Source organism: Streptomyces sp. L7, assembly GCF_050990935.1.
In the GTDB taxonomy this organism is placed as follows: domain Bacteria; phylum Actinomycetota; class Actinomycetes; order Actinomycetales; family Microbacteriaceae; genus Leifsonia.
The window spans coordinates 3,539,217-3,560,787 of sequence record NZ_CP194644.1; the positions used below are offsets into that span (position 1 = coordinate 3,539,217).

The following is a 21,571-nucleotide window of genomic DNA, read 5'->3' on the forward strand; positions in this document are numbered from 1 at the left end:
GGGCCGTACGCCCGCGGCCGGCGCATCCAGCGCGAGCGCCTCAGCGTCGCGCGAAGGACCGGACGATCGCGGCGATCCGAGCCCGGTACGCTGCGACGCTGTGCCGGGTCTCCGCCTCGGCCGTGTCCGCCGTGATGGTCTCCGCTGTCGTGTCCCAGCGGTCGACCGCGTCGGCGAGCGCGTCCGCGAGCGCCGACGCGTCGTCGGGGCGCACCGTGGTCGCCGTCCGGTAGCCCGCGGTGGCCTCCAGCAGCCCGCTGGTCGCGCTGGCGATCACCGGGCGCCCGGCGAGGATGGCCTCCACGGCCGTGTTGCCGAACGGCTCGTCCACACGGGAGGGGACGACGACGATGTCGCTCCCGCCCACGATCTCCCACACGGAGGGCTGGAAGCCGTGGAAGCGCACCCGGTCGCGGAGGGAGCGCTCTGCGACCGTCTCGGTCAGCGAGCGTTCGTACCATTCGTAGCCGGGGAAGACCGAGCCGACGACGTCGAGGTCCGCCGGGATGCCGCGGTCACGCAGCTGCGCCACCGCGTCGATGGCCACATCCACGCCCTTACGCGGCGAGAGGCGGCCGATGTAGGTGACCCGCAGCGGGCCGGAGATGCGGCCGCGCAGGGGCGCGCGACGCTGCGGGCCGGGGACGGCGTTGTAGACGACCTCGGAGCGCGCGCCGAGCGTGCGGAACGAGCCGGCGAGAACGCTCTGGCTGAACCGGCTGTTGACGACGAGCGTCCGGGAGAGCAGGAGGGGCAGCGCGAGCACGCGCCGCATCAGCAGCGAGGCGCTGGCCTCGCCCTCGTGAACATGCGTGATCGTCGGGATGCGCCGGCCGCGGGCGAGCACCGCCCAGAGCGGCACGGTGATGGTGTTGACGAAGACGAGGGCGGGACGCTCCCTGCGGAGCAGGGAGCTGCCGCGGACGGTGGCGCTCGCCGAGGTGCGGAGGAAGCGCACGAAGCCGGCGGGACGCAGCACGCTCTTGCGCAGCACGGGTGACGGGCAGAGCTCGACGAGCGCGCCCCGTGCGCGGAGTTCGGCGACGAGCGGACCGTCGCCGGGGAGGGTGACGACGACGCGCCAGCCGTCGTCGACCAGGGCGCTCACGGTCTCGAGCATCACCCGGTCGGAGCCGTAGAGCTCCGCGCTGGGGTGCGCCACGAGGATCGTGTCGCGTTCTGGCCGGCGACGGCTGGCGGTCATCGTCGGTCCGGTCCTACTGGGCCGGGGTGACGACGAAGTTGCTGAACTTGGTCGTCAGGGGAACATCGGTGGCCGTTCCGGAGAGGTAGGCGCGGAGTCCGACGGCGCCGGCGGCCTGGAGGGCCGCGGTGGAGTCGGTGACCGATGCCTGCCACGTGGTCGGTTCGGTCGTGCCGACCTTCCAGACCCGCGCCCGCACGGTGGTGGGCGAGGTCCCGAACACCTGGACCCTGACCTGGTACTGCGTGCCGGGGGCGTAGGTCAGGCCGCTGATGTTCACCAACTGGAGCGCCGTGGAGCCCTGAAGCAGCTGCAGCTGCGTCGTGTTGTTCGTCTGGAACCAGACGCGGGCCGAGTACTCCGACGTTCCGACCACTCGGCCGATGGCGGAGACGAAGATCCCGCCGCCGGTGGAGGTCCGGTCCGTCGTGAACTGCACGGTCGTGTCGGTGCTGGTGGCCGAGAGGGAGCTCAGGAGCTCGGTCTTGGTCGATCCGGCCGCGCCGACGATCTGGCCGATTCCCGGTGTCACGGTGTAGGCCGTGGCCGAACCCGCGCCGGTCCAGGCGCCGCCCAGGTCGGCCGACCCCCATCCGCTCGTCGAGGTGCGCTGGAAGGAGTCGGACGCGATCGCCGAGGGCGGGGGCGCCGTGATGGTCACCGACTTGGTGGCGGTGTTGGTTCCGCCACGGTTGTCGGTCACCGTCAGCGACACGGTGTAGGTGCCGCCCGCCGCGTAGGTGTGGCTGGCCGTGGGCGTGGTCGCCGTCCCTCCGTCGCCGAAGTTCCAGGCGTAGCCGACGACGCTGCCGTCCGGGTCGCTCGACGCGGTGCCGTCGACGGCCAGCGACAGTCCGTTGGGGGTCGCCGTGAAGCTGGCCACCGGGGGCTGGTTCGGCGGGAGGGCCGTGGTCACCGGATGCTGCACCGGCGTGCCGGCGAGACCCTGGTTGTCCGTCACCGTGAGCGTCACGGTGAAGGTCCCCGCGGTCGCGTAGGTGTGGCTGGCCGTGACGCCGGTTCCGGTCGTGCCGTCACCGAAGTCCCACGCGTAGCTCGCGACCGTCCCGTCGGGGTCCGACGAGGCCGAGGCGTCGAAGGACGCGACCAGGTTGGAGACCGAGGACGTGAAGGACGCCACCGGCGGCTGGTTGGCCACGACGGTCACCTGAGCGCTCGTGGTGTTCTTGGCGCCCTGGTTGTCCGTCACGGTCAGCGCGATCGTGTAGGTGCCTCCCGCCGCGTAGGTGTGGCTGGCCGTGGCGGTCGTCGCCGTCGCCCCGTCGCCGAAGTCCCACGCGTAGCCGGCGACCGTGCCGTCCGGATCGCTCGAGGCGCTGCCGTCCACATTCACCGTCAGTCCGCTCTTGCTGGACGTGAAGGAGGCGACCGGCGGCTGGTTGGGCAGGGCGCCCGACGAGCCGAGCGAGTACTGGTTGGCCACCTGCTGCGCCGTCAGCTCCGAGGAGAAGACCGCCGCCTCGTCGAGGTACCCGTTGAAGTACGGTCCCGTCGAGCCCCAGGTGTTGTCGCCGCCGAGGCGCCAGTAGCCGTTGTAGCCCTGGGCCTGCGTCTGCGGGTTGGTGCCGACCAGCTGGCCGTCCACGTACAGGCTCATCCCGTCGGGACCCTGCGACGCGACCGCCATGTGCCACTGGTTGTCGTTCAGCGCGTTCGGCGAGGTGATGGTGTTCGTCTGGCCGGTCCAGACCCCGAACACGATGCGCCCGTCGTCCTGCATGTAGATGTGACGGTCGTAGTTGCTCGAGAGCCCGGTCGGCTGGTCGCCGAAGCCGATCAGTTTCCCACCGGTCGTCGTGGCGGTCTTGAACCAGATCTCCTCCGTGTAGACGGTCGGGTTGGCGTACTGCTGGTTGCTGGCGACGACGCCGCCGTTCGATCCGTTGTTGGCGGTGTTGAACAGCACCGAGCTGCCGACGTTGCCCGAGAGGGCGCCGGGCTGGCTCATCGTGGTGGGCAGACCCGAGTACGTGCCGTTGTTGCCCCAGGGGTCGGAGCCTTTCGCGGTCGTCCCGCTCGTGTCGTCGAGCCGCCAGTAGAGGTCCGGGCCGGCGTTGTAGACGGCCGCGCCGTAGGCGTCGGAGGGTGCCGGCGTCTGAGGCGAGGGCCGCCCGGAGGCGACGAACTGGTTCACGACCGTCTGCGGTGTGAGCACTGTCGGGTAGAGGGAGACCTGCCCGATGCTGCCGCCGAAGAAGGCGCTGCTCGGCTGGTTGCTCCAGCCGTTCAGGTTGTCGCCGCCGACCCGCCAGTACCCGGAGTAGTCCTGCGCGGTCGTGACGTCCGTCCGCGAGCCGACCAGCTTCCCGTCGATGTAGAGGCGCATGCCGTTCGCGCCGAGCGACGCGACGACCTGGTGCCACTGACCGTCGTTGTAACCGGCCGCGCTGTTCAGCGTCTGCACCGAGCCCGGGTAGACCCCGAAGAAGATGCGGCCGCTGTTGTCCATGTAGACGTGCCGGTCGTAACTGGAGGACGTGCCGGTGTTGGAGTTGCCGAAGCCGATGATCTTCCCGCCGCTGGTCGAGGTCGTGTTGAACCACGCGCTGACGGAGAAGGTGTTCGGTCCGGCGACCGAGGACGGCGTCACGCCGAACCCGGTGGAGTCGCCACTGAAGGTCGACGCCGTCGATCCGCTCACCGGCCCCGCGGCGCCACGCGTGACGCCGGCCTGCAGCTGGAGGTCGCTGAATCCGGCGTGGTCGTAGCCGACGCTGCCGCTGGCCTCGTCGAGCGGCCAGTACGAGCTGGCTCCCGCCGAGGTGACGGAGGTCGCGTACGCACCGCCGCTGTTGGTGGAGGCGATGGTGACCGTGTTGCCGAGCCGGGAGATCTGGTTGCCGTCAGGATCCGTCACGTACACGCGGTACGAGTGCGTGGAGCCCGGTGTCAGGCCGGTGTCGACGAAGCCCATCGACGGTCTCGTCCAGAAGTTGGAGATCTGCGTGGTCTGGTACACCGGGTTGGCGGTGTTGCCGTCGCGGACCACCTTGTAGGCGAGGTTCACGTTGTCCTGGTCGTAGGTGGCGGTCCACGAGACCCGGGCCTGTCCGGCGGTGAACGAGACCGCGTTCGGCACCAGAGAGGTGTTGACGTTCGGTCCGAGCTTGCTCTTCACGACGCTGTCCATCGCATAGCGGACGAGTCCGTACTGCGCGACGCCGTTGACGTACGGGAACTCGCCGCCGACGGCCAGGTAGTTGCCGTTGCCGGACACCGACCATGCTGCCTGGCCCTGTCCGGTGAACGATCCGGTCACGTACTGCGGGAACCAGTTGAGGAGGGTCGGGCTGGGCTGGCCGGTGAAGTTGGCGTACGCGCCGTCCCCGTTGTTCGTCAGGGTCCCGGTCTGGGCCTTCGAGAACGCGATGGTGTGGTGGTACGTCCACGGGTTCGTCTGCGGGAAGCCGCCGACGTTGCCGCAGTAGTGCGGGTGACCGGCGACGTAGAGCGCGTTGTTCATCGGGAACACCGAGTAGGTGTCGCCGTGGCAGTCCTCCATCCAGATGAGGTTGCCCGTCGACGGGTCGGCCGAGAAGCTGCCCTCCAGGTTGCCGCCGGAGCCGAACACGTAGCCGGAGCCGTAGACGCGGTCGGTCGTCGCGTAAAGCGACGTGATGCCGGCCTGGGTTCCCGCGTCGCGGACGACCGAGTTGGCGCCGAACGTCGTGAACGCGCCGGAGGTGCCGTCGAACATGGCGAGTCCGTACGCGTTGTTGCCGCCGTTGACGTGCTGGAAGCGGCCGCCGGCATAGACCTTCGTGCCGTCCGGGCTGACCGCCAGAGCGTCGACGACGTAGTCGGCGCTGGCGCCCCAGGTCGTGTTCAGCGAGCCGTCGGCCGCGTTGATCTTGGCGATGTAGCCGGTCGCCGTGCCGTTCACCGTGCTGAAGGTGCCGCCGGCGTAGACCGCCGTGTTCGTCGCAGCAAGCGCGCGCACCTCGCTCTCCATGATCGGCCGGAACGAGCTGATCACCTGGCCGGTGGCGGTGCTGATCGCGACGATGCGGTAGTAGTTGCCACCCCTGCCGTGGTGAAGTCGCCGCCGACATAGACGCGGGATCCGTCGGGCGACGCCGTGATGGCGAGCGCCTGTGCGTTGAGCGGCACATTGAAGCTCGAGATCAGGTTGCCCGTGGTGATGTCGTACGCGAGGAGGTTGCTTCGGGGAGTGTTGTTCGTGCCCGCGGCTGACCCGGCGGGGCGCGCGTTGTTGAACTTGCCCGCGACGTACACCGTGTTCCCGACGACGGTCTGCGCCCAGGCGACGCCGTCCATCTGGGTGGTCGGCAGCACGTCGGCCGCGACTGTCGGCGGAGAGGCCGGATTAGTGGGATCGGGCGGCTGCGTGTCGGCTGCGGCGGGCTGCGCGATAGCCAGTCCTCCGAAGATCAGGCCGACAGCCGTGAGAACGGCGGTCAGTATGCCCAACGAGCGAGCGCGTGGAGCTTTCTCTGTACTCATGACAACCTCGGTGTCTGTTCGGTCGGGAAGGTGCTCGGGATTGCGTTTTTCGGGGAGGCGGGGGCGCAGCTAGTACGCCCCCACGGGATGTGTCAGCACCTTGAGGGTGCGCCACATGATGACGAGGTCGCCGGTGAGCGACCAGTTCTCCACGTAGTAGAGATCCAGGCGGACGCTCTCCTGCCAGGAGAGGTCCGATCGTCCGTTGACCTGCCACATCCCGGTCAGTCCCGGCTTGATGTAGAGGCGCCTGTGCACGTGGTTCTCGTAGCCGGCGACCTCCGCGGGGAGCGGCGGCCGGGGCCCGACGAGGCTCATGTCGCCGAGGAAGACGTTGAGGATCTGCGGGAGCTCATCCAGTGAGTACTTGCGCAGCACGCGGCCGACGCGGGTCACCCGCGGGTCGTTGTGCAGCTTGAAGAGGAGGCCGTTGCCTTCGTTCTTCGCCTGGAGTTCGGCGAGCCTGGCCTCCGCGTCGACGCACATCGAGCGGAACTTGAGCATCCGGAACTTCTCGCCGCCGCGGCCGACGCGCTCCTGCGAGAAGATGACGGGGCCGCCGTCGTCGAGCTTGATGGCGATCGCGACCGCGAGGAAGACCGGGGCGAGCGCGATCAGCGCGAACCCGGACGCGAAGAAGTCGAAAGCGCGCTTGAGCACGTGCTTGCCGCCCTCGAACTGCGGGATCTCCACCTGGATCAGCGGGAGTCCCTCGACCGGGCGGAAGTGGATGCGCGGGCCCGCGATGTCGGTCAGCGGCGCGGCGAGCACCAGTTCGGTCGCCGTCCCCTCCAGCTTCCAGGCCAGGCGGCGGACGAAGTCCCCGCCGCTGAGCGCCCGGCCGGCGACGATCACGGTGTCGGCGCCGAGCCGGGCGGCCGCCTCCGCGACCCCCGACAGGTCCGAGACGACGGGGACCTCCCGCTCCGGGGAGGCGATGCGGCGACTCAGCTCCGCATCCTTCTTGGCGCCGGTGCGTTTACCGGTGTCGAGAGCGGCCGCTACGACGTTGTATGCCGCCCCCGAGTTCGCGTGGATCTGGCGCACGACCGTGTCGACGTCGTCGAACCGGCCGACGACCAGGGCGCGGGAGAGGTAGTGGTCGAACGTGCGCTGCTTGATGAGCCAGTGCCGCCAGAGCCAGCGCGAGACCAGCACGCCGCCCATCCCGAGCGGGAGCGCGAGCACGAAGTAGCCGCGGGCGATGTCGATCTTGCCCACGAGGAAGAAGATGGCGAGCAGCCCGAATGTGATGGCGGTGGCCGACACGACCCGGCGGTACTCGGTCACGCCGACGCCCACGACCCGCGGGTCACGCGTGTGATACGCCGTGAGGGCGAACATCCAGGTGGCGGCGATCAGCAGTGAGACGGTGAGGTAGTCGACGCGGAAGCCGTCGCCCGTGGTGGTGGGGGTGTTGTCCTCGAAGCCGAAGCGCACGAAGATCGCGCCGATCGTGCTCAGCAGGATGAGGGCGGTGTCGGTCGCGAGCAGCCGGTAGCGGTAGTGCCGGGCCCAGCTGCGTTCGGAGCTGAGCGGGCGGGCGTTGGCGTGCGCGTGGGCGAGGGTGCCGAGGCGCGGGCGCAGGACGGTCATTGTGCCGCCTCCGTCGCCGCGGGATGCGCCGCGCGGGCGGGCGTGGAAGAGCCGACGGCGGCTTGGGGGAAACCGTGGTCTCGAACGGCTTCACCGCCGCCGGCTCCGTTCCGCGAGGGACGACCCGCGCTCCCGGTGCTCCGCGCGCCCCTGATGGGGTCGAGTGCGCGAGGCGCTCGGTGCGATCGTGTCGGGTTCACGGGTCGTCCCTGGGTTCGGATGGTGCGATTTCGGGTTGAGGTGGACCGGCGGAGAGCCTTCGCGCCGGGATTCGGGTCGTTCGCCCGGCGTAAAGTGATTGTTCCTCACCAATTCACAAAGGTGAGAATACATCGTTTTTGGAGGGAGGGGGACCCGCGTTCGGGGGGCGTCCGCGATCGGCGGCCTTCCCGGGCCTCTGTCGGCGGCCGCGCCTAAGCTGGCAGCATGTGCGGGCGCTTCGCGTTGGACAAAGAGACCGACGACATGATCCAGGAGTTCGTGGCCGAAGGCGGGGACTTCCGCGACTGGCGCCCGAGCTGGAACATCGCGCCGACCGACCCCATCCCGGTCTTCCTGGAGAGCAAGCGCGGCGAGGAGCCCAGCGTCCGACGGCTGGAGCTCGCCCGCTGGTCGCTCGTGCCGTCCTGGTCCAAGGAGCTCAAGACCAAGGTGCCCACCTTCAACGCCCGCGCCGAGACCGCCGCGGAGAAGCCGATGTTCAAGGCCTCCGTGGTCTCGCGCCGCGCGATCATCCCGGCTCGCGGATACTACGAGTGGCAGACGGATCCGACGACCAAGAAGAAGACTCCGTACTTCATCCACTCGGCCGACGGAGACCTCCTCGGCTTCGCCGGCCTCTACGCCTGGTGGGCCGACCCGGCGATGTCCCGCGACGACCCCGAGCGCTGGCACCTCACGGCGACCATCCTCACGTCGGACGCCGTGCAGACGCTCGAGCACATCCACGACCGCAACCCGGTGCCGCTGCCGCGGGAGTTCTGGGACCACTGGATCGACCCCACCGTCGTGGGCGACCAGGGCCTGGTGGACGAGGCCGTGCGTGCGGCGCTGCCTGTGGCGGACGCGCTGGTGTTCGACCGGGTCGGGCCCGTGGTGGGGGACGGCCCGGAGCTGATCAGGCCGCTCCGCGAGGAGTGACGGTGGAGGCGTCGACGCGCACGTCGTTGCGCGCGGCGACCGTCACCCGCAGGAACACGATGATCCAGCTGAAGATCAGCACCCCGGCGACCAACTCGACGGCCGTCAGGTTGTAGTAGCCCACCGCGAAGAACAGCGCGACCAGCACGATCACGCCGATGAACACCCAGCCCAGCACGTAGAAGGCGCGGGGGAGATGCGGCATGGCCCACCGGATGCCGACCGCGAGCACGCAGAACACCACGGCCATCCCGGTCGCCGCAGTGTTGTGCAGCAGAAAGAAGTGATTGACCGGGAACAACCCGACGCAGGCGAGCATCGCGCCGACGATCACCAGCGCAGCGCGCACCTGCAGCTCGCCGCGCGACGGGCGCCGGTCGGGTCCGCTGTCGGTGGCGTAGCGGGCGATGGCCGTGACGAGGATGCCGCCCACGATCACCGTGATGTTGAAGGTCGCCGACGACCAGTCGTCCGCGATGCCCAGCACGCTGAGGTTCTGCTTCCACCAGTGCGGGTTCGACGCGGTGAGCATGCTCGTCACAGCACCGACGACGAGGAACACCGCCAGCACCGCCGACAGCAGCAGCGGGTTCATGTTCGCCGCCGCGAGGAACACGTAGTATCCGGTGACCGCGGCCGCCGTGCCGACCAGCAGGGTGGCCGGGATGGCGAAGACCTGGGCGTCCTGGAAGCTGCGGGCGAGCACGTCGCCCAGCAACGTCCAGAGCAGCAGCACCACGACGGCGTGCGCGACCGCGATGGCGAGCGAGTCGAACACCTCGATCGCGGCTCCGATCCGGGAGCGGCGCTCCTTGGGGCCGCTGTACCAGGGGATGCTCCAGGTCGCGACCCGTCCGCCGCCGTAGGCGATCAGGGTGACGGCGCAGCAGGCGATCGCGGCGAACTGGCCGACCGAGCCCGCGCCCGAGATGGAGAGGTCGTGCCCGGCGAAGACGAAGAACGCGACCAGGCCGACGGCGACGAACGCCGCACCCCCGGCGCCCAGGGCCAGCGACTCCACGGAGGCCGCCCGCAACCGCCGGGAGAGACGATCCGCCGCGCCGTGCTCGCCGACGCCGTGCTCCGAGACGGCTTCCCTCATGGTCCGAGCTTAGGCGGCGGTCATCGCCCTGCAGAGGGGTATTCCAGCGCGCCCGCCGATCAGCTCGAGCCGGTCAGCTCGAGCGGGTCAGCTCGATGAGCATGCTCCGATGCGTGGGCACGGTGCGTCCGGTCGTGTGGAAGCCGAGCGCCTCCAGGTCGGCCAGGCCGTAGCTGTGCAGCCGGCCGTCCACGTCGTTCTCGATCAGCCACACCCGCGTGACGCCGTCGAAGCGGCCGCGCTCGGCGGCCTGGGGGATGGTCCAGACCCTGTCGGCCCAGCCGATGTTGTTGGTGTAGGCGGTCCGCAGCGTCGGGTTGCCGACGCCCGCGAAGCCCGCGGGGTAGGTGCGCATCGCGAGCCGCGGCCGCTGCGACGGGCGGGTCGACTCGTCGAATACGACGGCGTCGCCCGGCTGCCGCACCGACGCCATCGCGCTGCTGACCTCCGACCAGTCCGAGTCGTTCTTCGAGTATGGTCCGCGCTGGTTCAGGTACGCGGGCGTGCTGATGGCGATGAACAGCAGCGCGCCCGCTCCGGTCGCAGCGATGGCGGGGATCGCGCTGCGCCGGGCGACGAACCGGCCGAGGAGGAGCAGTCCCTCTGCGATGAGCAGCGCAGCGGCAGGGGCGGCGAAGGTGGAGTATCGGCCGGTGTACATCGGGAAGGCGAGGTTGATCAGCAGCATCGCCCCGGTCGGCAGGATGAGCCACGTCGCGCCGACGAGCGTCGCGTCGACGGGGGCCGAGCCGGCGGTGGATGCCGCCCGGGCGTGCCGTGCCCAGCGGCTGCGCGCCCACGCGCCCATCGCGAGCAGGATCAGCGCCCATGCCACGAGCGCCACCCAGCCGTTGTCGAACCAGGGCTGCCACGTCAGGCTCGACGGGTCGATGGGCTGATCGGCGAGATAGCCGATCTGGCTGCGCTCGAAGTAGGCGAGCAGGCCCAGCGGCGCGAGCGCCAGCAGCACGCAGCCGGTGGAGATCAGCCAGGCCCGCAGTGTCGGCCGGGAGGCCCGGGAGAGGAGCAGGATGCCGAGGTGCGCCAGCAGGAGCGACGCCGTGTAGAGGAAAAGGTACGAGGTGAGTGCGAGGCCTGCCGCGTAGACCGCCCAGCAGGCGCGGCGCACCGACGGAGGCACCGTACGTCCGCCGCCGTCGATCAGCCAGACCAGCAGGAGGGTCAGCCAGGCCGCGGCGGCGGCCGTGAACGCGAACGACCTCGCCTCCTCGCCCGCGTAGGTCATGCGGGGGAGGACGCAGGCGATCACACCGGCGACGATCGCGGCCTTCGGGCCGCCCCGGCGTCCCGCCAGCAGGGTGACCGCGGCGACGGCGAAGCCGATGGCCACGGCGCTCGGCAGCCGCAGGGCGAACGGACTGTCGCCCGCGATCCGGATCCAGCCGTGCATGCCGAGGTAGTAGAGCCCGTGCACCGCGTCGACGTGGAACAGCATCGGCATGAGCGTCGACACCGGTCGCTTCGCCGACATCAGGGTGGCCGCCTCGTCGCCCCAGAGCGACGGGATCCAGCTCCCGGCAGCGCAGACGACGGTGGCGACGAGACCGAACGCCACGGCGATGATCCACGGCCGGACCGCCCGCAGCGGCGGGGCGGCGACCTCGCGCTCTGTCGCTGTCAGCGCGCCCATCCCACCCCCGTCCCTGTGCACACGTACGTCAGGATTCCAGCCAACCAGACAACCCGGGGGAGACCCTGAGGGTCGGCTGCGGAAACCCATATTTCACACGTGGGCCTTCCGCTGGCTGGAAGGCCTTCCCCGCCCGACGTGCTGGATCCCGGGTGGCGGGCGCAATGGCCCTGCCGCCCGGGATCCGCCCCACGCACGCCAGGAAGACGGGGTGTCCGTGATCCACTATCCGCCGCGTCCAGCGTGCTGAAATGCACGGTACGTGACGACGCTCATCCGGGGCAGGGGATTAACGCCGCGCTCGCGTCGTGGTAAAGCGTCCGGCTACAGCTCCCCGCGTCGTGCGCCGGCCCACAGGTCGACGCCCGCGTCGATCGCGAGCTCGTCGATCGCCGCGAGCTCTTCCGCCGAGAACCCCAGGCTGTCGAGCGCGCCGACGTTCTGCTCGAGCTGGGCGACGCTGCTGGCGCCGATGACCAGGGAGGTGACGCGCGGGTCGCGCAGCGCCCAGGCCAGCGCGAGCTGGGCGAGCGACTGCCCGCGGCGCTCGGCGATCGCGTTGAGGCCGCGCAGGCGCTCGACGGCCTCGTCGGTGAGCCAGTCCGCGTCGAACGACGTGCCGGCCGCGGCGCGCGAGCCCTCGGGCACGCCGTTCAGGTACCTGCCGGTCAGCATCCCCTGGGCGAGCGCGGTGAACCCGATGACGCCGACGCCGAGCTCGCCCGCGGCGTCGAGCAGCCCCTCGGTCTCGATCCAGCGGTTGAGCATCGAGTAGCTGGGCTGATGGATGAGCAGCGGCGTGCCGAGCTCACGGAGGATCTGCGCCGCGCGACGGGTGTCCTCCGCGCCGTACGAGGAGATGCCCACGTAGAGCGCCTTGCCGCTGCGGACGGCGGTGTCGAGCGCCTGCATGGTCTCCTCGAGCGGCGTGCTCGGGTCGGGCCGGTGCGAGTAGAAGATGTCGACGTAGTCGAGGCCGAGCCGGGAGAGCGACTGGTCCAGGCTGGCCAGCACGTACTTGCGGCTGCCGCCGCCCTGGCCGTAGGGGCCGGGCCACATGTCCCAGCCGGCCTTGGACGAGACGATGAGCTCGTCGCGGTACGGCCGCAGGTCCTCACGCAGGATGCGGCCGAAGTTGATCTCTGCGGCCCCGTACGGCGGACCGTAGTTGTTGGCGAGGTCGAAGTGGGTGATCCCCAGGTCGAACGCCCGGCGCACGATCGCGCGCTGCGTCTCGAACGGGCGGTCGTCGCCGAAGTTGTGCCAGAGCCCGAGGGACAGCGCGGGCAGGTCGAGACCGCTGCGGCCGGTGCGGCGGTAGAGCATCCGGTCGTAGCGGGACGGGTTCGGTACGTAGGTCATGCCACCAGCCTTGTCGACGGGAGCGGGTTCGTCCAACCGCAGCGGTCGATGCGATTGTCCCGCGACACGGATGAGTGGGATCGGGCGTGCGGCGCGGCCGGTCCGCCGCGCCGCACGCAGCGGGCCGCTAGCTCTGCGACGCCTTGCGTCGCATCCAGCCGACGATGGCGGTGATGATGAAGAAGACGATCCCGAGGATCGCCAGCCAGATCAGCCCCTTGATGGCGAAGCCGAGGATGGCGAGGACGAGCCAGATGACGAGCAGGACGATTATCAGAGCGATCATGTCTTCACCGAACTCCCTGCAGACCGATTCGTCAACGGGCTGGGCACTGTGCCGGTGGGGATCGCATCCCCGGTATGCACGATGTCGTCACCGCCCTGGGCGCCGTGCGGAGGAGCTGAGCCCGCCCTCCGGCGCAGGGTCACGGCGACGGTGCGCCGAAGAGCATCAGCGACAGGTCGGACTCCGCCCCGGCGAGCGCCCGCAGCTCCGGGGTGTCCGGGCAGTACACCTCGACGGCGAGGTCGTGCCGGCTGCCCGCCGCTCCCGGCGTCCAGTCCGCGCCGTCGGCGAGCGGGTCGGCGCCGCGCGGCTCCAGGCGATCGAGCATCGCCGACGCGCCCGCGACGGGGACGCCCCGGCTCGGGTCGGTGGCGCTGCCGCCGATCAGGATGCGGCCGGTGCTGGTGTCGACGACGGTGACGCGCAGCAGCCGCGTGGCATTCGGGGCGCCGCCGACGCGCCCGGTGCCGTCGTCGCCCATCGGCAGGACCGCCACGGCGACGGCTGCCGCCGTGTCCGGGTCGTTGTCCGCGACACCGACGTCCAACCGCACTGTGCGCCCGGGCGTGACCGTGTCGTCGCCGGGGATCGGGACGAAGTCCGCCGAGCCCGCGACACCCGTTGAGACGATCCCGCGCGTGTCGACCGTGATCAGGTCGAGGGCACCCGGCCGGGGAGTGTCGGCGCCGACGACGAGTTCCGCGCCGTCGGTAAGGGCGCTGGTGACCGGTCCGGCGCCGAGGGCGGCCGCGGCGAGGACGACCAGTCCCGCGACGACGGGCACGAGGTTCCTGGTGCGCATGTTCCACTCCGATCGCCGGACCTGTGCCGGTCGCAGAGAGTGTGCCTCGCTGCGGGGCGTGCCGGACACCGAATCCCGCGGAAAACACCTGCATTTCACCCGTCGCTCGTGCCTGTCCTCGGCGCACCCGCGCGCCCGGACTCGACATCGGGCCGTTCGACGTCTACTGTGCTCTGGGCTATGAGACGACTACCCATCGCGGCCGCCGGCGTCGCCCTCGCGCTCGGCCTGACCGGCTGCGTCGGGGGCGGAACCTACTCGGCGGACACGGCGAGTGCGTTGCAGCACGGCGTGCTGAGCGTGGCCGCCGCCGCGAACGGGAAGGACTACGCCGGCGCGCTGACGCAGGTGGCGTCCCTCCAGCAGCGCAACGACGCCGCCCTCAAGGCAGGGACCATCGCCGCCGACCGGCACGACGCGATCGCGAAGTCCCTCGCGGCCGTCGAGGCGGACCTCACCCGGCTCCGGGACGCCGCTGAGCGTGCGCAGTTGGAGCAGCAGCTCCAGCAACTCCAGCAACAGCAGAAGCAACAGCATCCGAATCCGCCGGACAAGAAGGGCAAGGACAAGAGCGGCGACGGCGGTGATGGCGGATGAATGCCACGGGTCGCACGCCGTCCGAGGCGGCGCCTGACGCCCGCCGGATCGCCCGCCGCTACCACCTGCTGCAGCGCATCGGCTCCGGCGGCATGGCGGAGGTCTACCGCGCCCACGACGAGCTGCTCGGACGCGACGTCGCCCTCAAGGTCTTCCGCCGCGAGTTCGCCTCCGCGGACGACCTCCGCCGCCAGAAGGGCGAGGTCCGGATCCTCGCGAACCTGTCGCACCCGTCGCTCGTCACCCTGTTCGACACCACCTCGGACGAGGAGGGCCGCGGCGTCCTGGTCCTGGAGTTCGTCGACGGCACCGACGCGGGCGCGCGCCTGAAGGCGGGGCCGTTGCCTTCGCCTGCCGTGGCCGCGCTCGGCGCGGACGTCGCGCGGGCGCTCGCCTACATCCACGGTCGGGGCGTCGTCCACCGCGACATCGCGCCGGCCAACATCCTGCTCCCGAGCGCGACGGCCTCGGGTGTGCACGCGAAGCTCACCGACCTCGGCATCGCGCGCCTCATCGACGACGCCCGCATCACCTCGACCGGCTTCGTGATCGGCACGGCGAGCTACCTGAGCCCCGAGCAGGCCGCCGGCCGGCCGGTCGGGCCGCCGAGCGACGTGTACTCGCTGGGCCTGGTCCTCCTGGAGTGCCTGACCGGCACGCGGGAGTTCCCGGGCAGCGGCGTGGAGTCGGCCGTCGCGCGCCTGTCCCGCGACCCGGAGGTGCCGGAGACGCTCGACCCGGAGTGGCGGCGCCTGATCCGCTCGATGGTCGCGAGGGAGCCGGATCACCGGCCGACGGCGGCCGCGGTGGCAGACCAGCTCGCGGGGCTGCTGGCGCGGGACGCGGCCCCGGCGGCCGCCGGCGAGGGGCTGGAGCGCACTCTCCTGCTCCCGTCGCCGGAGGGGTCGCCCGAAGCGCACGAGCCCACGGCCGCGACAGCCCTCCTGCCGGGCTTCCCCCTCCCCGGCGCCCGCCCGGAGCCGGCCGCGCCCCGCACGACGGCCACGACCTCCCGGATCCCCCGCCCCTGCGCGGCCTCCGCCGCGGGATCCTGGGCATCCTCCTCGCCTGTGTCGCCCTCATCGTGGTGGTCATCGCGATCGCTCTCGGCACGATGTCCGGCGGCGGCCAGTCGTCATCCGATCCGGTGAAGTCCTACCCGGCGGTCGGCGGCACGCTCGGCGACCACCTGAAGCAGCTCGAGCACGACGTCTCGAATTCGGGGCCGTAGGGACCGACGTCCGGGTCCCGCACCCGTCGCCGTTACTCGCCCTCTCCCCGCGCCATCGCCTGCACCGCCGCATCCGCCTCCTCGACGATCGCGCGCATCGCCGCCTCCGCCCGGGACCCGTCGCCCGCGCGCACCGCCCCCGCGACCTCCTCGTGCAGCCGGATCGCTTCGGGGTTGGCCGTGTGCGGCATCAATGCGTGGGCCGTCCGGCCGGACAGCGCCTCGACGACCGCCTTGCTGAGGGCGCGGAAGCCGGGGTTTCCGGAGGCCTCCAAGAGGATGCGGTGGAAGGCCTGATCGTAGGCCAGGTATTCGCCGTGGTCGGCGGCGCGCTGCGTGGAGGCCATCCCGACGATCGCCTCCGTCAGGGCGCCGCACTGCTCGGGGGTCGCGCGCGTGCTGGCGAGGCGCGCGGCGACGGGCTCGATGGCCAGGCGCAGCTCGCTGAGGGTGCCGAGCGCGGCGAGGCGGTCGGGGCCGGCGAGGCGCCACGCGATGACGCGCGGGTCGAGGACGCGCCACTCGGTGTCCGGCTGGACGACCGTGCCGCGGCGCCGGCGGGCCTGGACCAGGCCGAGGGCCTCCAGGACGCGGATGCATTCGCGGAGCACCGTGCGGGAGATGCCGAGCCCTTCCGGTGTCAGCACCGAACCGGGCGCGATCGCGCCGGTGACGATGCCGCGGCCGACGGACTCGATGGCGAGCTCGTGGAGGGAGTCCGTGGGAGACATGGCCTCATTATCGAGGATTCCTTACGTGCGAACAAACGCGGCGATGCGTGGCTTAATACATACGAAAACGCAAAGATTTCCCAATTAACCTGATTTATATATAAGGTGGCCGAGCACACGTCCCATCACGACCAAGGATGCTCATGATCACCCTTCCCCTGAGCGCGCTCCGCGTCGCCGCTGCCGTCTCCGCAGCCGCCGCCCCGCCCGCCCCCCACCCCGCCTCCTCCGAGCCCCAGCTGATCCTCGCCGCCGTCATCGGCGTCGCCGTCATCGTCGTGCTCATCACCTGGCTGCGGATCCACCCGTTCCTCTCCCTCCTCCTCGGCTCGCTGGTCACCGGCCTCGTCGCCGGGATGGCCGCCGACGCCGCGACCACGAGCTTCATCACCGGCTTCGGCGCGACCGAGGGAAGCGTCGGCATCCTCATCGCCCTCGGCGCGATGTACGGCAAGCTGCTGGCCGACTCCGGCGGCGCCGACCGCATCGTCGACACCCTGGTGTCCCGCACGAGCGTGCGCGCCCTGCCGTGGGTGATGGGCCTCGTCGGTGCGATCATCGGCCTGCCGATGTTCTTCGAGATCGGTCTCGTCCTGCTCATCCCGGTCATCATCCTGGTGACCCGCCGTTCGAAGCTGCCGCTGATGCTCGTCGCCCTCCCGGCGATCGCCGGCCTCTCGGCGATGCACGGCCTCGTCCCGCCGCACCCCGGCCCCCTCGTGGCCATCGGCGCGCTCGGCGCGAACCTCGGCGTCACCCTCGCCTTCGGCGTCCTCGTCGCCATCCCGGTCATCATCCTGGCGGGTCCCGTGTTCAGCCGCTTCGCCGCCAAGTGGGTGCCGGTGGACGTCCCCGGACTCTTCCTCGGCACCGAGGGCGACGGCGACGACGCCGCCGCGACCGCAGCAGCCGCCCGCAAGCGCCCCTCGTTCGCGCTCGCTCTCATCAGCATCCTGCTCCCCGTCGTCCTCATGCTGGGCAAGGCCCTCGTCGACATCACCGCGCCGAAGTCCACGGCCGAGTGGAAGACGATCCTCGACTTCCTCGGCACGCCGGCCATCGCGCTCACCATCGCGGTGCTCGCCGGCTTCTTCCTGCTCGGGCTCCCGGGCGGCATGAACCGCAAGTCGCTGCAGGCCAGCCTCACCTCGTCGCTGCCTCCCATCGCCGGCATCCTGCTCATCGTCGGCGCCGGCGGCGGCTTCAAGCAGGTGCTCGTCGACACCGGCATCGGCCAGGTCATCGCGTCCTTCGCGCACGGCAGCAACGGCATCGGCATCCTGCTGCTCGCCTGGTTCATCGCGGCGCTGATCCGCGTCGCCACCGGCTCCGCGACGGTCGCGACCGTCACCGCGGCCGGGATCATGGTGCCGCTCACCGCGCACCTCTCGACCCCGATGGTGTCGCTGCTGGTCCTCGCGATCGGCTCCGGCTCGCTGTTCCTCTCGCACGTCAACGACGCCGGGTTCTGGCTGGTCAAGGAGTACCTGGGCCTCAGCATCCCGCAGACGCTGCGGAGCTGGACCGTGCTGGGGTGCATCGCCTCCGTCGTGGGCCTCGCCGGGACGCTGGTGATCGCCCTGGTGATCGGAGGCTGACATGACCGCGAGCCAGGTGAGCACGATCGTCGTCATGGGTGTCGCGGGCTGCGGCAAATCCACCGTCGCCGCCCTCCTCGCCGACCGGCTGGGCTGGGAGCTGCTGGAGGGAGACAGCCTCCACCCCGCCCGCAACGTCGAGCGCATGAGCGCCGGCGTGCCGCTCGACGACGCCGACCGTGCTCCCTGGCTCGCGGCCATCGCGGACCGCGTCCGCGACGGCGCCGCGGTCGGGAAGCCGCTGGTGGTCGCCTGCTCTGCGCTCGCCCGGCGCTACCGCGACGTCCTCCGCGGGAAGGGCGTGGTGTTCGCCCACCTGAGCGGCACGCGCGAACTGCTCGAGAGTCGCATCGCCGCGCGCAGCGGCCACTTCATGAAGCCGGGGATGCTGGACTCCCAGCTCCGCACCCTCGAGCCCCCGCAGCCGGACGAGGCGGCCGTGACGGTCGACATCGCCGCCGAGCCGGAGGCGATCGTCACCGGGATCCTCAGCGAGCTGGGCCTGATGGAGGCTGCCGCCTGGCGACCCGCAGGGCCGGCCCGGTGGGCCCGGCGTGACCCCTGATCTGGGTGCGCGGACATTCTTGTCCTCCAATATGAGGACCGCTATCGTCCGAAGTGGGCCGACGTGACCTACCCGAAAATCTGGTCGCGGGTGGCCCATCGAGTGGAACCCGACCCTCCCCTCGTGCACCACCCTCCGGGCGACCGGAGGGCTTCCGCTCGAACGTCGACCTAGCGACGTCGGGGCCGCTGCACACGTGCGTCGTCGCACGGGTGCTCACACCCCTGCGCTGCGCGGGACGACGTCCCGAACAGATTGTGAGCACGTCCCATGAACAGGTTCGCCAAGGGCGCGATCGCCGGCGCGGCCGGCATCCTCCTCCTTCTCAGCGGCGCGGGCACCTTCGCGCTGTGGAACGGCTCGGCGAGCGCCGCCGCCGGCTCTGTCCAGTCCGGAACGATGACCATCGCGGCCGACGCCACCGCGGGCACCTGGAGCGTCACCCACGGCTCGGGCTCAGCCACCGCGATCCCGAACATCGCGAGCTTCCGCGCCGTCCCGGGCGACGTCCTGACCTTCACTCAGAAAGTGGACGTCACCGCCACCGGCGACAACCTCTCCGCCATCCTCAGCATCGACCCCACGTCGATCAAGGCAGGCGACAGCTCGCCGTCCAGCGCCGCGCTCGTCACGGCGCTCACCAGCGGGATGACCGTGACCGTGGGCGCCCCGCTGCCCGTCGGTGTCACCGCGGGCGCCGCGGCCAACACCTATGCCGTCAGCGGAACCACCGGCACCAAGGTGCTGACCGTCTCCGTGACGCTGCCGTTCGACTCCACGACCACCGGAACGGTGGCGCAGGGCGGCACCGTCGACCTGAGCGCGCTCGGATTCAAGCTGGCCCAGCAGTAACGCACGCGGACCAGGACGAGCGGAGCCGGGGGAGGTGCGAAGGGACATGAAGCGCTTCGCCCTCCCCTGACCGCCGCCGGCACGGCGCTGGCCACGTTCCTGCTGATGCCGGGCGCCGGCACCTACGCGCTCTGGAACGGCGTCGCCGCCGCGAAGGCCGGGGCGATCACCGCCGCCACGGTCTCGGCGAGCGTGACGATCGCGCAGCCCTTCGACACCGTCTTCACATCCGGCCACACCTCCACGACCGGCGGCGTGGTCGCGACCAACACCGGTAACGTCGGCACGACCTTCAGCTCGTCCGTCGGGCTGGCGGCCGGGACGTCACCCGCGCTGGCGGCAGTCATCCCGGTGAGCGTCTGGCCGGTCGCCTCGGTCACCGCGTGCACCACGGCCGCGACCGTCCCCGCCGGTGCCGTCACGGGGACGCTCGCGATGCTCGCGCTCGCCGCGCCGACGACCGGCTTCCTCGTGGCCGGCGCGTCGTACGCGTTCTGCGTAAGGGAGTCGATGGATGTGACCTCGGCGCCCGGCATCGCCAGCGGGTCCGTCGTGAACCCCGTCTTCACCGCCACGGTGACCGCCGGGACGGTGTGGTCCAGCACCGCCGCCGCCGGACTCGCGCAGACCTTCGTCGACGACATCGCGCCGTCTGCACCGACCGGGCTGACCGGCCGCTCCGGGTCCACCAGCTCGGTCGCGCTCTCCTGGACGGCGGCCACCGACAACGTGGGCGTGGTCGCCTACGACGTCTACCGTTCCGGGACATCCGCCCCGATCGGCTCGACCGCAGCCACATCCTTCACCGACGCGGGCGCGGCGGCGAGCACCTCCTACACGTACTCCGTCGTCGCTCGCGACGCCGTGGGGCTCACCTCACCGGCCGCGACCGCGCTCGCCGACCGGACCGCCCCGGGAACGCCGACCCTGACCCTGACCGGCACGACGGGGTCCACCGCCACGCTGTCCTTCTCCGCGGCCGACAACGTCGGCGTCAGCGCCTACACCGTCTCCCGCGACGGCACGGCGATCGCCACCGTGGGCGGCGCCACCACGACGTACACCGACACCGGCCTGACAGTGGGCGTGCACCGGTACACCGTGACGGCCTCCGACGCCGCCGGGAACGTCTCCGCGCCCTCCGCGCCGGTCTCGGCTGCGGGCTCCTACGCCTCCGGCTCCTGGTACCAGCTCGTGAACGCCGCCAGCGGCCGGTGCGTGACCGTCCCCTCGCCCATCGCGAACGGAGGCGTGCTGACCCAGTCGGCCTGCGCCGGCCCGGCGAGCGGTGCGCAGGAGTGGCTCCTCACCACCTCGTCCGGCACCACCGCGACCGTGACCTCCGCCCTCCCGTCGCTGGTGACCGGCCAGTACCTGTGGGCCGGCGCCCGGACCGCGCCGGTGGCCGTGACCTCCTCGCGGACGGCCACGAACGGGTCGACGCTCTGGACGTTCACCGTGCAGGCCGACGGCTCCTTCACGATCGCCAACACCATCACCGGCGACAACGGCAACGGGAACGGCAACGGCTTCGGCAACACGACGACCCTGTGCGCCACCGGCGCGGCCGCCGGGGGAGGCCAGCTCACGACCACCACGTGCACGGCCGGAGTTTCGACCCAGTCCTTCTTCCTCAGGCAGGTGACACCGTGAGCGAACCCGAACCGCGCCCGGCCCGGTCGCTGCGGCAGTACGTCGTCACGGGCCTCAGCGTCGGCCTGCTCGGTCTCGTGCTGTTCGTCGCCGCGGTGGTCATCGTCATCCCACGGGCGGCGGGCGCCACCCCGGTGACTGTGCTGACCTCCTCGATGGAGCCGACCCTTCCGCCGGGGACGCTCGTCGTGGTGAGACCGAAGGCCGTCCACGACATCCACGTCGGCGACGTGATGACCTATCAGATCCGCTCCGGCGATCCGGCCGTCATCTCGCACCGCGTGATCGCGATCACGACTTCCACCACGAACGGCATGACCTTCACGACGAAGGGCGACGACAACGCCGAGGCCGACCCTCCCGTGGTGCCCGCGCAGGTGCGCGGCGTGGTCTGGTACAGCGTCCCGCTGCTCGGCTACGTCAACAGCGCGCTCGACCAGAGCCAGCGCTCGTGGGTGCTGCCCGCGGTCGGCGTGCTGCTGATCGTCTACGCGGCGTGGATGTTCCTGCGCGGCACCGCCGCGTCGGTCCGCCGCACCTCGCGCGCCGACAAGGGTGAGGAAGTCTCCACCCGGTGAGCGTCTCGCCCGAGCGTCGGCCGACGAACATACCGGCCGGAAGGTATTCCCGCGCGGGCGCCGCCCGGGGTGTACGGTTCCTGGGCGGGACGGGCGGATCGCGCCGGGCCTGCCGATCGGGTGGAGCAGTATAGAACA

At 71.1% G+C, this 21,571-nt stretch carries 18 protein-coding genes; 8 read left to right on the top strand and 10 right to left on the bottom strand.

All coding sequences use genetic code 11. The features are described 5' to 3' along the window. Positions 1-40 precede the first annotated feature (40 nt). The 4 genes from ACR5MH_RS17945 to ACR5MH_RS17960 form a co-directional block, all read right to left on the bottom strand. Complete coding sequence (locus tag ACR5MH_RS17945) at positions 41-1,204, bottom strand: glycosyltransferase (protein WP_431348428.1); 1,164 nt, start codon at positions 1,202-1,204, stop codon at positions 41-43. Between the two features lie 13 nt (positions 1,205-1,217). Continuing rightward, on the bottom strand, positions 1,218-5,201 hold the full coding sequence (locus tag ACR5MH_RS17950) for a PKD domain-containing protein (RefSeq protein ID WP_433862008.1): 3,984 nt from the start codon (positions 5,199-5,201) through the stop codon (positions 1,218-1,220). Next, entirely contained in the window at positions 5,198-5,656 is a 459-nt protein-coding gene (locus ACR5MH_RS17955) for a hypothetical protein (RefSeq protein WP_433862009.1), read from the bottom strand. The genes ACR5MH_RS17950 and ACR5MH_RS17955 overlap by 4 nt, the downstream gene beginning before the upstream one ends. Before the next feature lie 102 nt (positions 5,657-5,758). Then, positions 5,759-7,285, bottom strand: a complete 1,527-nt coding sequence (locus tag ACR5MH_RS17960; RefSeq protein WP_431348430.1) for a sugar transferase — start codon at positions 7,283-7,285, stop codon at positions 5,759-5,761. Positions 7,286-7,711: 426 nt separating this feature from the next. Here ACR5MH_RS17960 and ACR5MH_RS17965 point away from each other — a divergent pair, with 426 nt between their 5' ends. Beyond that, a complete protein-coding gene (locus ACR5MH_RS17965; RefSeq protein WP_431348431.1) occupies positions 7,712-8,425 on the top strand; it encodes an SOS response-associated peptidase in 714 nt (237 codons plus the stop codon). On the opposite strand, the gene ACR5MH_RS17970 is transcribed toward ACR5MH_RS17965, so the two are convergent. The 5 genes from ACR5MH_RS17970 to ACR5MH_RS17990 all read right to left on the bottom strand — a co-directional run bounded on the left by ACR5MH_RS17970 (position 8,403) and on the right by ACR5MH_RS17990 (position 13,628). Further along, positions 8,403-9,527, bottom strand: a complete 1,125-nt coding sequence (locus tag ACR5MH_RS17970; protein ID WP_431348432.1) for a DUF998 domain-containing protein — start codon at positions 9,525-9,527, stop codon at positions 8,403-8,405. The genes ACR5MH_RS17965 and ACR5MH_RS17970 overlap by 23 nt on opposite strands. A gap of 73 nt (positions 9,528-9,600) precedes the next feature. Next, positions 9,601-11,178, bottom strand: a complete 1,578-nt coding sequence (locus tag ACR5MH_RS17975; protein WP_431348433.1) for a glycosyltransferase family 39 protein — start codon at positions 11,176-11,178, stop codon at positions 9,601-9,603. 324 nt (positions 11,179-11,502) lie between these two features. Further along, a complete protein-coding gene (gene mgrA / locus ACR5MH_RS17980; protein ID WP_431348434.1) occupies positions 11,503-12,540 on the bottom strand; it encodes an L-glyceraldehyde 3-phosphate reductase in 1,038 nt (345 codons plus the stop codon). A gap of 127 nt (positions 12,541-12,667) precedes the next feature. Further along, positions 12,668-12,826: a hypothetical protein gene (locus ACR5MH_RS17985; RefSeq protein WP_431348435.1), complete on the bottom strand. Its 159-nt coding sequence runs from the start codon at positions 12,824-12,826 to the stop codon at positions 12,668-12,670. Positions 12,827-12,965: 139 nt separating this feature from the next. Beyond that, positions 12,966-13,628 (bottom strand): hypothetical protein, encoded by a 663-nt coding sequence (locus ACR5MH_RS17990; protein ID WP_431348436.1) that lies wholly within the window; start codon positions 13,626-13,628, stop codon positions 12,966-12,968. Positions 13,629-13,808: 180 nt separating this feature from the next. Here ACR5MH_RS17990 and ACR5MH_RS17995 point away from each other — a divergent pair, with 180 nt between their 5' ends. Together ACR5MH_RS17995 and ACR5MH_RS18000 are read left to right on the top strand one after the other, a co-directional pair. Then, positions 13,809-14,225: a hypothetical protein gene (locus tag ACR5MH_RS17995; protein WP_431348437.1), complete on the top strand. Its 417-nt coding sequence runs from the start codon at positions 13,809-13,811 to the stop codon at positions 14,223-14,225. Next, on the top strand, positions 14,222-15,376 hold the full coding sequence (locus ACR5MH_RS18000; protein ID WP_433862010.1) for a serine/threonine-protein kinase: 1,155 nt from the start codon (positions 14,222-14,224) through the stop codon (positions 15,374-15,376). The genes ACR5MH_RS17995 and ACR5MH_RS18000 overlap by 4 nt, the downstream gene beginning before the upstream one ends. Before the next feature lie 112 nt (positions 15,377-15,488). Here the strand turns inward: ACR5MH_RS18000 and ACR5MH_RS18005 are convergent, their stop codons facing one another. Further along, a complete protein-coding gene (locus ACR5MH_RS18005; RefSeq protein ID WP_433862011.1) occupies positions 15,489-16,187 on the bottom strand; it encodes a FadR/GntR family transcriptional regulator in 699 nt (232 codons plus the stop codon). A 143-nt stretch (positions 16,188-16,330) separates the two neighbouring features. Here ACR5MH_RS18005 and ACR5MH_RS18010 point away from each other — a divergent pair, with 143 nt between their 5' ends. From ACR5MH_RS18010 to ACR5MH_RS18030, 5 genes are all read left to right on the top strand, one after another. Continuing rightward, the gene (locus ACR5MH_RS18010) at positions 16,331-17,785 is read left to right on the top strand and encodes a GntP family permease (RefSeq protein WP_431348441.1); all 1,455 of its coding nucleotides are present in this window, start codon (positions 16,331-16,333) and stop codon (positions 17,783-17,785) included. A 1-nt stretch (position 17,786) separates the two neighbouring features. Continuing rightward, positions 17,787-18,350: a gluconokinase gene (locus ACR5MH_RS18015; protein ID WP_431348442.1), complete on the top strand. Its 564-nt coding sequence runs from the start codon at positions 17,787-17,789 to the stop codon at positions 18,348-18,350. A gap of 270 nt (positions 18,351-18,620) precedes the next feature. Further along, positions 18,621-19,202: an alternate-type signal peptide domain-containing protein gene (locus ACR5MH_RS18020; RefSeq protein WP_431348443.1), complete on the top strand. Its 582-nt coding sequence runs from the start codon at positions 18,621-18,623 to the stop codon at positions 19,200-19,202. A gap of 105 nt (positions 19,203-19,307) precedes the next feature. Then, on the top strand, positions 19,308-20,855 hold the full coding sequence (locus ACR5MH_RS18025) for a fibronectin type III domain-containing protein (protein ID WP_433862012.1): 1,548 nt from the start codon (positions 19,308-19,310) through the stop codon (positions 20,853-20,855). Further along, positions 20,852-21,433, top strand: a complete 582-nt coding sequence (locus tag ACR5MH_RS18030) for a signal peptidase I (protein ID WP_431348445.1) — start codon at positions 20,852-20,854, stop codon at positions 21,431-21,433. Before ACR5MH_RS18025 ends, ACR5MH_RS18030 begins: the two co-directional genes overlap by 4 nt. The last annotated feature ends 138 nt before the right edge of the window (positions 21,434-21,571 follow it).

Bases quoted from the DNA above. Each gene is read 5' to 3' on its own strand.
- ACR5MH_RS18020 (WP_431348443.1), top strand. From the start codon at position 18,621: ATGAACAGGTTCGCCAAGGGCGCGATCGCCGGCGCGGCCGGCATCCTC.
- ACR5MH_RS17995 (WP_431348437.1), top strand. From the start codon at position 13,809: ATGAGACGACTACCCATCGCGGCCGCCGGCGTCGCCCTCGCGCTCGGC.
- ACR5MH_RS17945 (WP_431348428.1), bottom strand. From the start codon at position 1,204: ATGACCGCCAGCCGTCGCCGGCCAGAACGCGACACGATCCTCGTGGCG.
- ACR5MH_RS18025 (WP_433862012.1), top strand. From the start codon at position 19,308: ATGCCGGGCGCCGGCACCTACGCGCTCTGGAACGGCGTCGCCGCCGCG.
- ACR5MH_RS18010 (WP_431348441.1), top strand. From the start codon at position 16,331: ATGATCACCCTTCCCCTGAGCGCGCTCCGCGTCGCCGCTGCCGTCTCC.
- ACR5MH_RS18005 (WP_433862011.1), bottom strand. From the start codon at position 16,187: ATGTCTCCCACGGACTCCCTCCACGAGCTCGCCATCGAGTCCGTCGGC.
- ACR5MH_RS17990 (WP_431348436.1), bottom strand. From the start codon at position 13,628: ATGCGCACCAGGAACCTCGTGCCCGTCGTCGCGGGACTGGTCGTCCTC.
- ACR5MH_RS17985 (WP_431348435.1), bottom strand. From the start codon at position 12,826: ATGATCGCTCTGATAATCGTCCTGCTCGTCATCTGGCTCGTCCTCGCC.
- ACR5MH_RS17975 (WP_431348433.1), bottom strand. From the start codon at position 11,178: ATGGGCGCGCTGACAGCGACAGAGCGCGAGGTCGCCGCCCCGCCGCTG.
- ACR5MH_RS17960 (WP_431348430.1), bottom strand. From the start codon at position 7,285: ATGACCGTCCTGCGCCCGCGCCTCGGCACCCTCGCCCACGCGCACGCC.
- ACR5MH_RS18015 (WP_431348442.1), top strand. From the start codon at position 17,787: ATGACCGCGAGCCAGGTGAGCACGATCGTCGTCATGGGTGTCGCGGGC.
- mgrA (WP_431348434.1), bottom strand. From the start codon at position 12,540: ATGACCTACGTACCGAACCCGTCCCGCTACGACCGGATGCTCTACCGC.
- ACR5MH_RS17965 (WP_431348431.1), top strand. From the start codon at position 7,712: ATGTGCGGGCGCTTCGCGTTGGACAAAGAGACCGACGACATGATCCAG.
- ACR5MH_RS18000 (WP_433862010.1), top strand. From the start codon at position 14,222: ATGAATGCCACGGGTCGCACGCCGTCCGAGGCGGCGCCTGACGCCCGC.
- ACR5MH_RS17970 (WP_431348432.1), bottom strand. From the start codon at position 9,527: ATGAGGGAAGCCGTCTCGGAGCACGGCGTCGGCGAGCACGGCGCGGCG.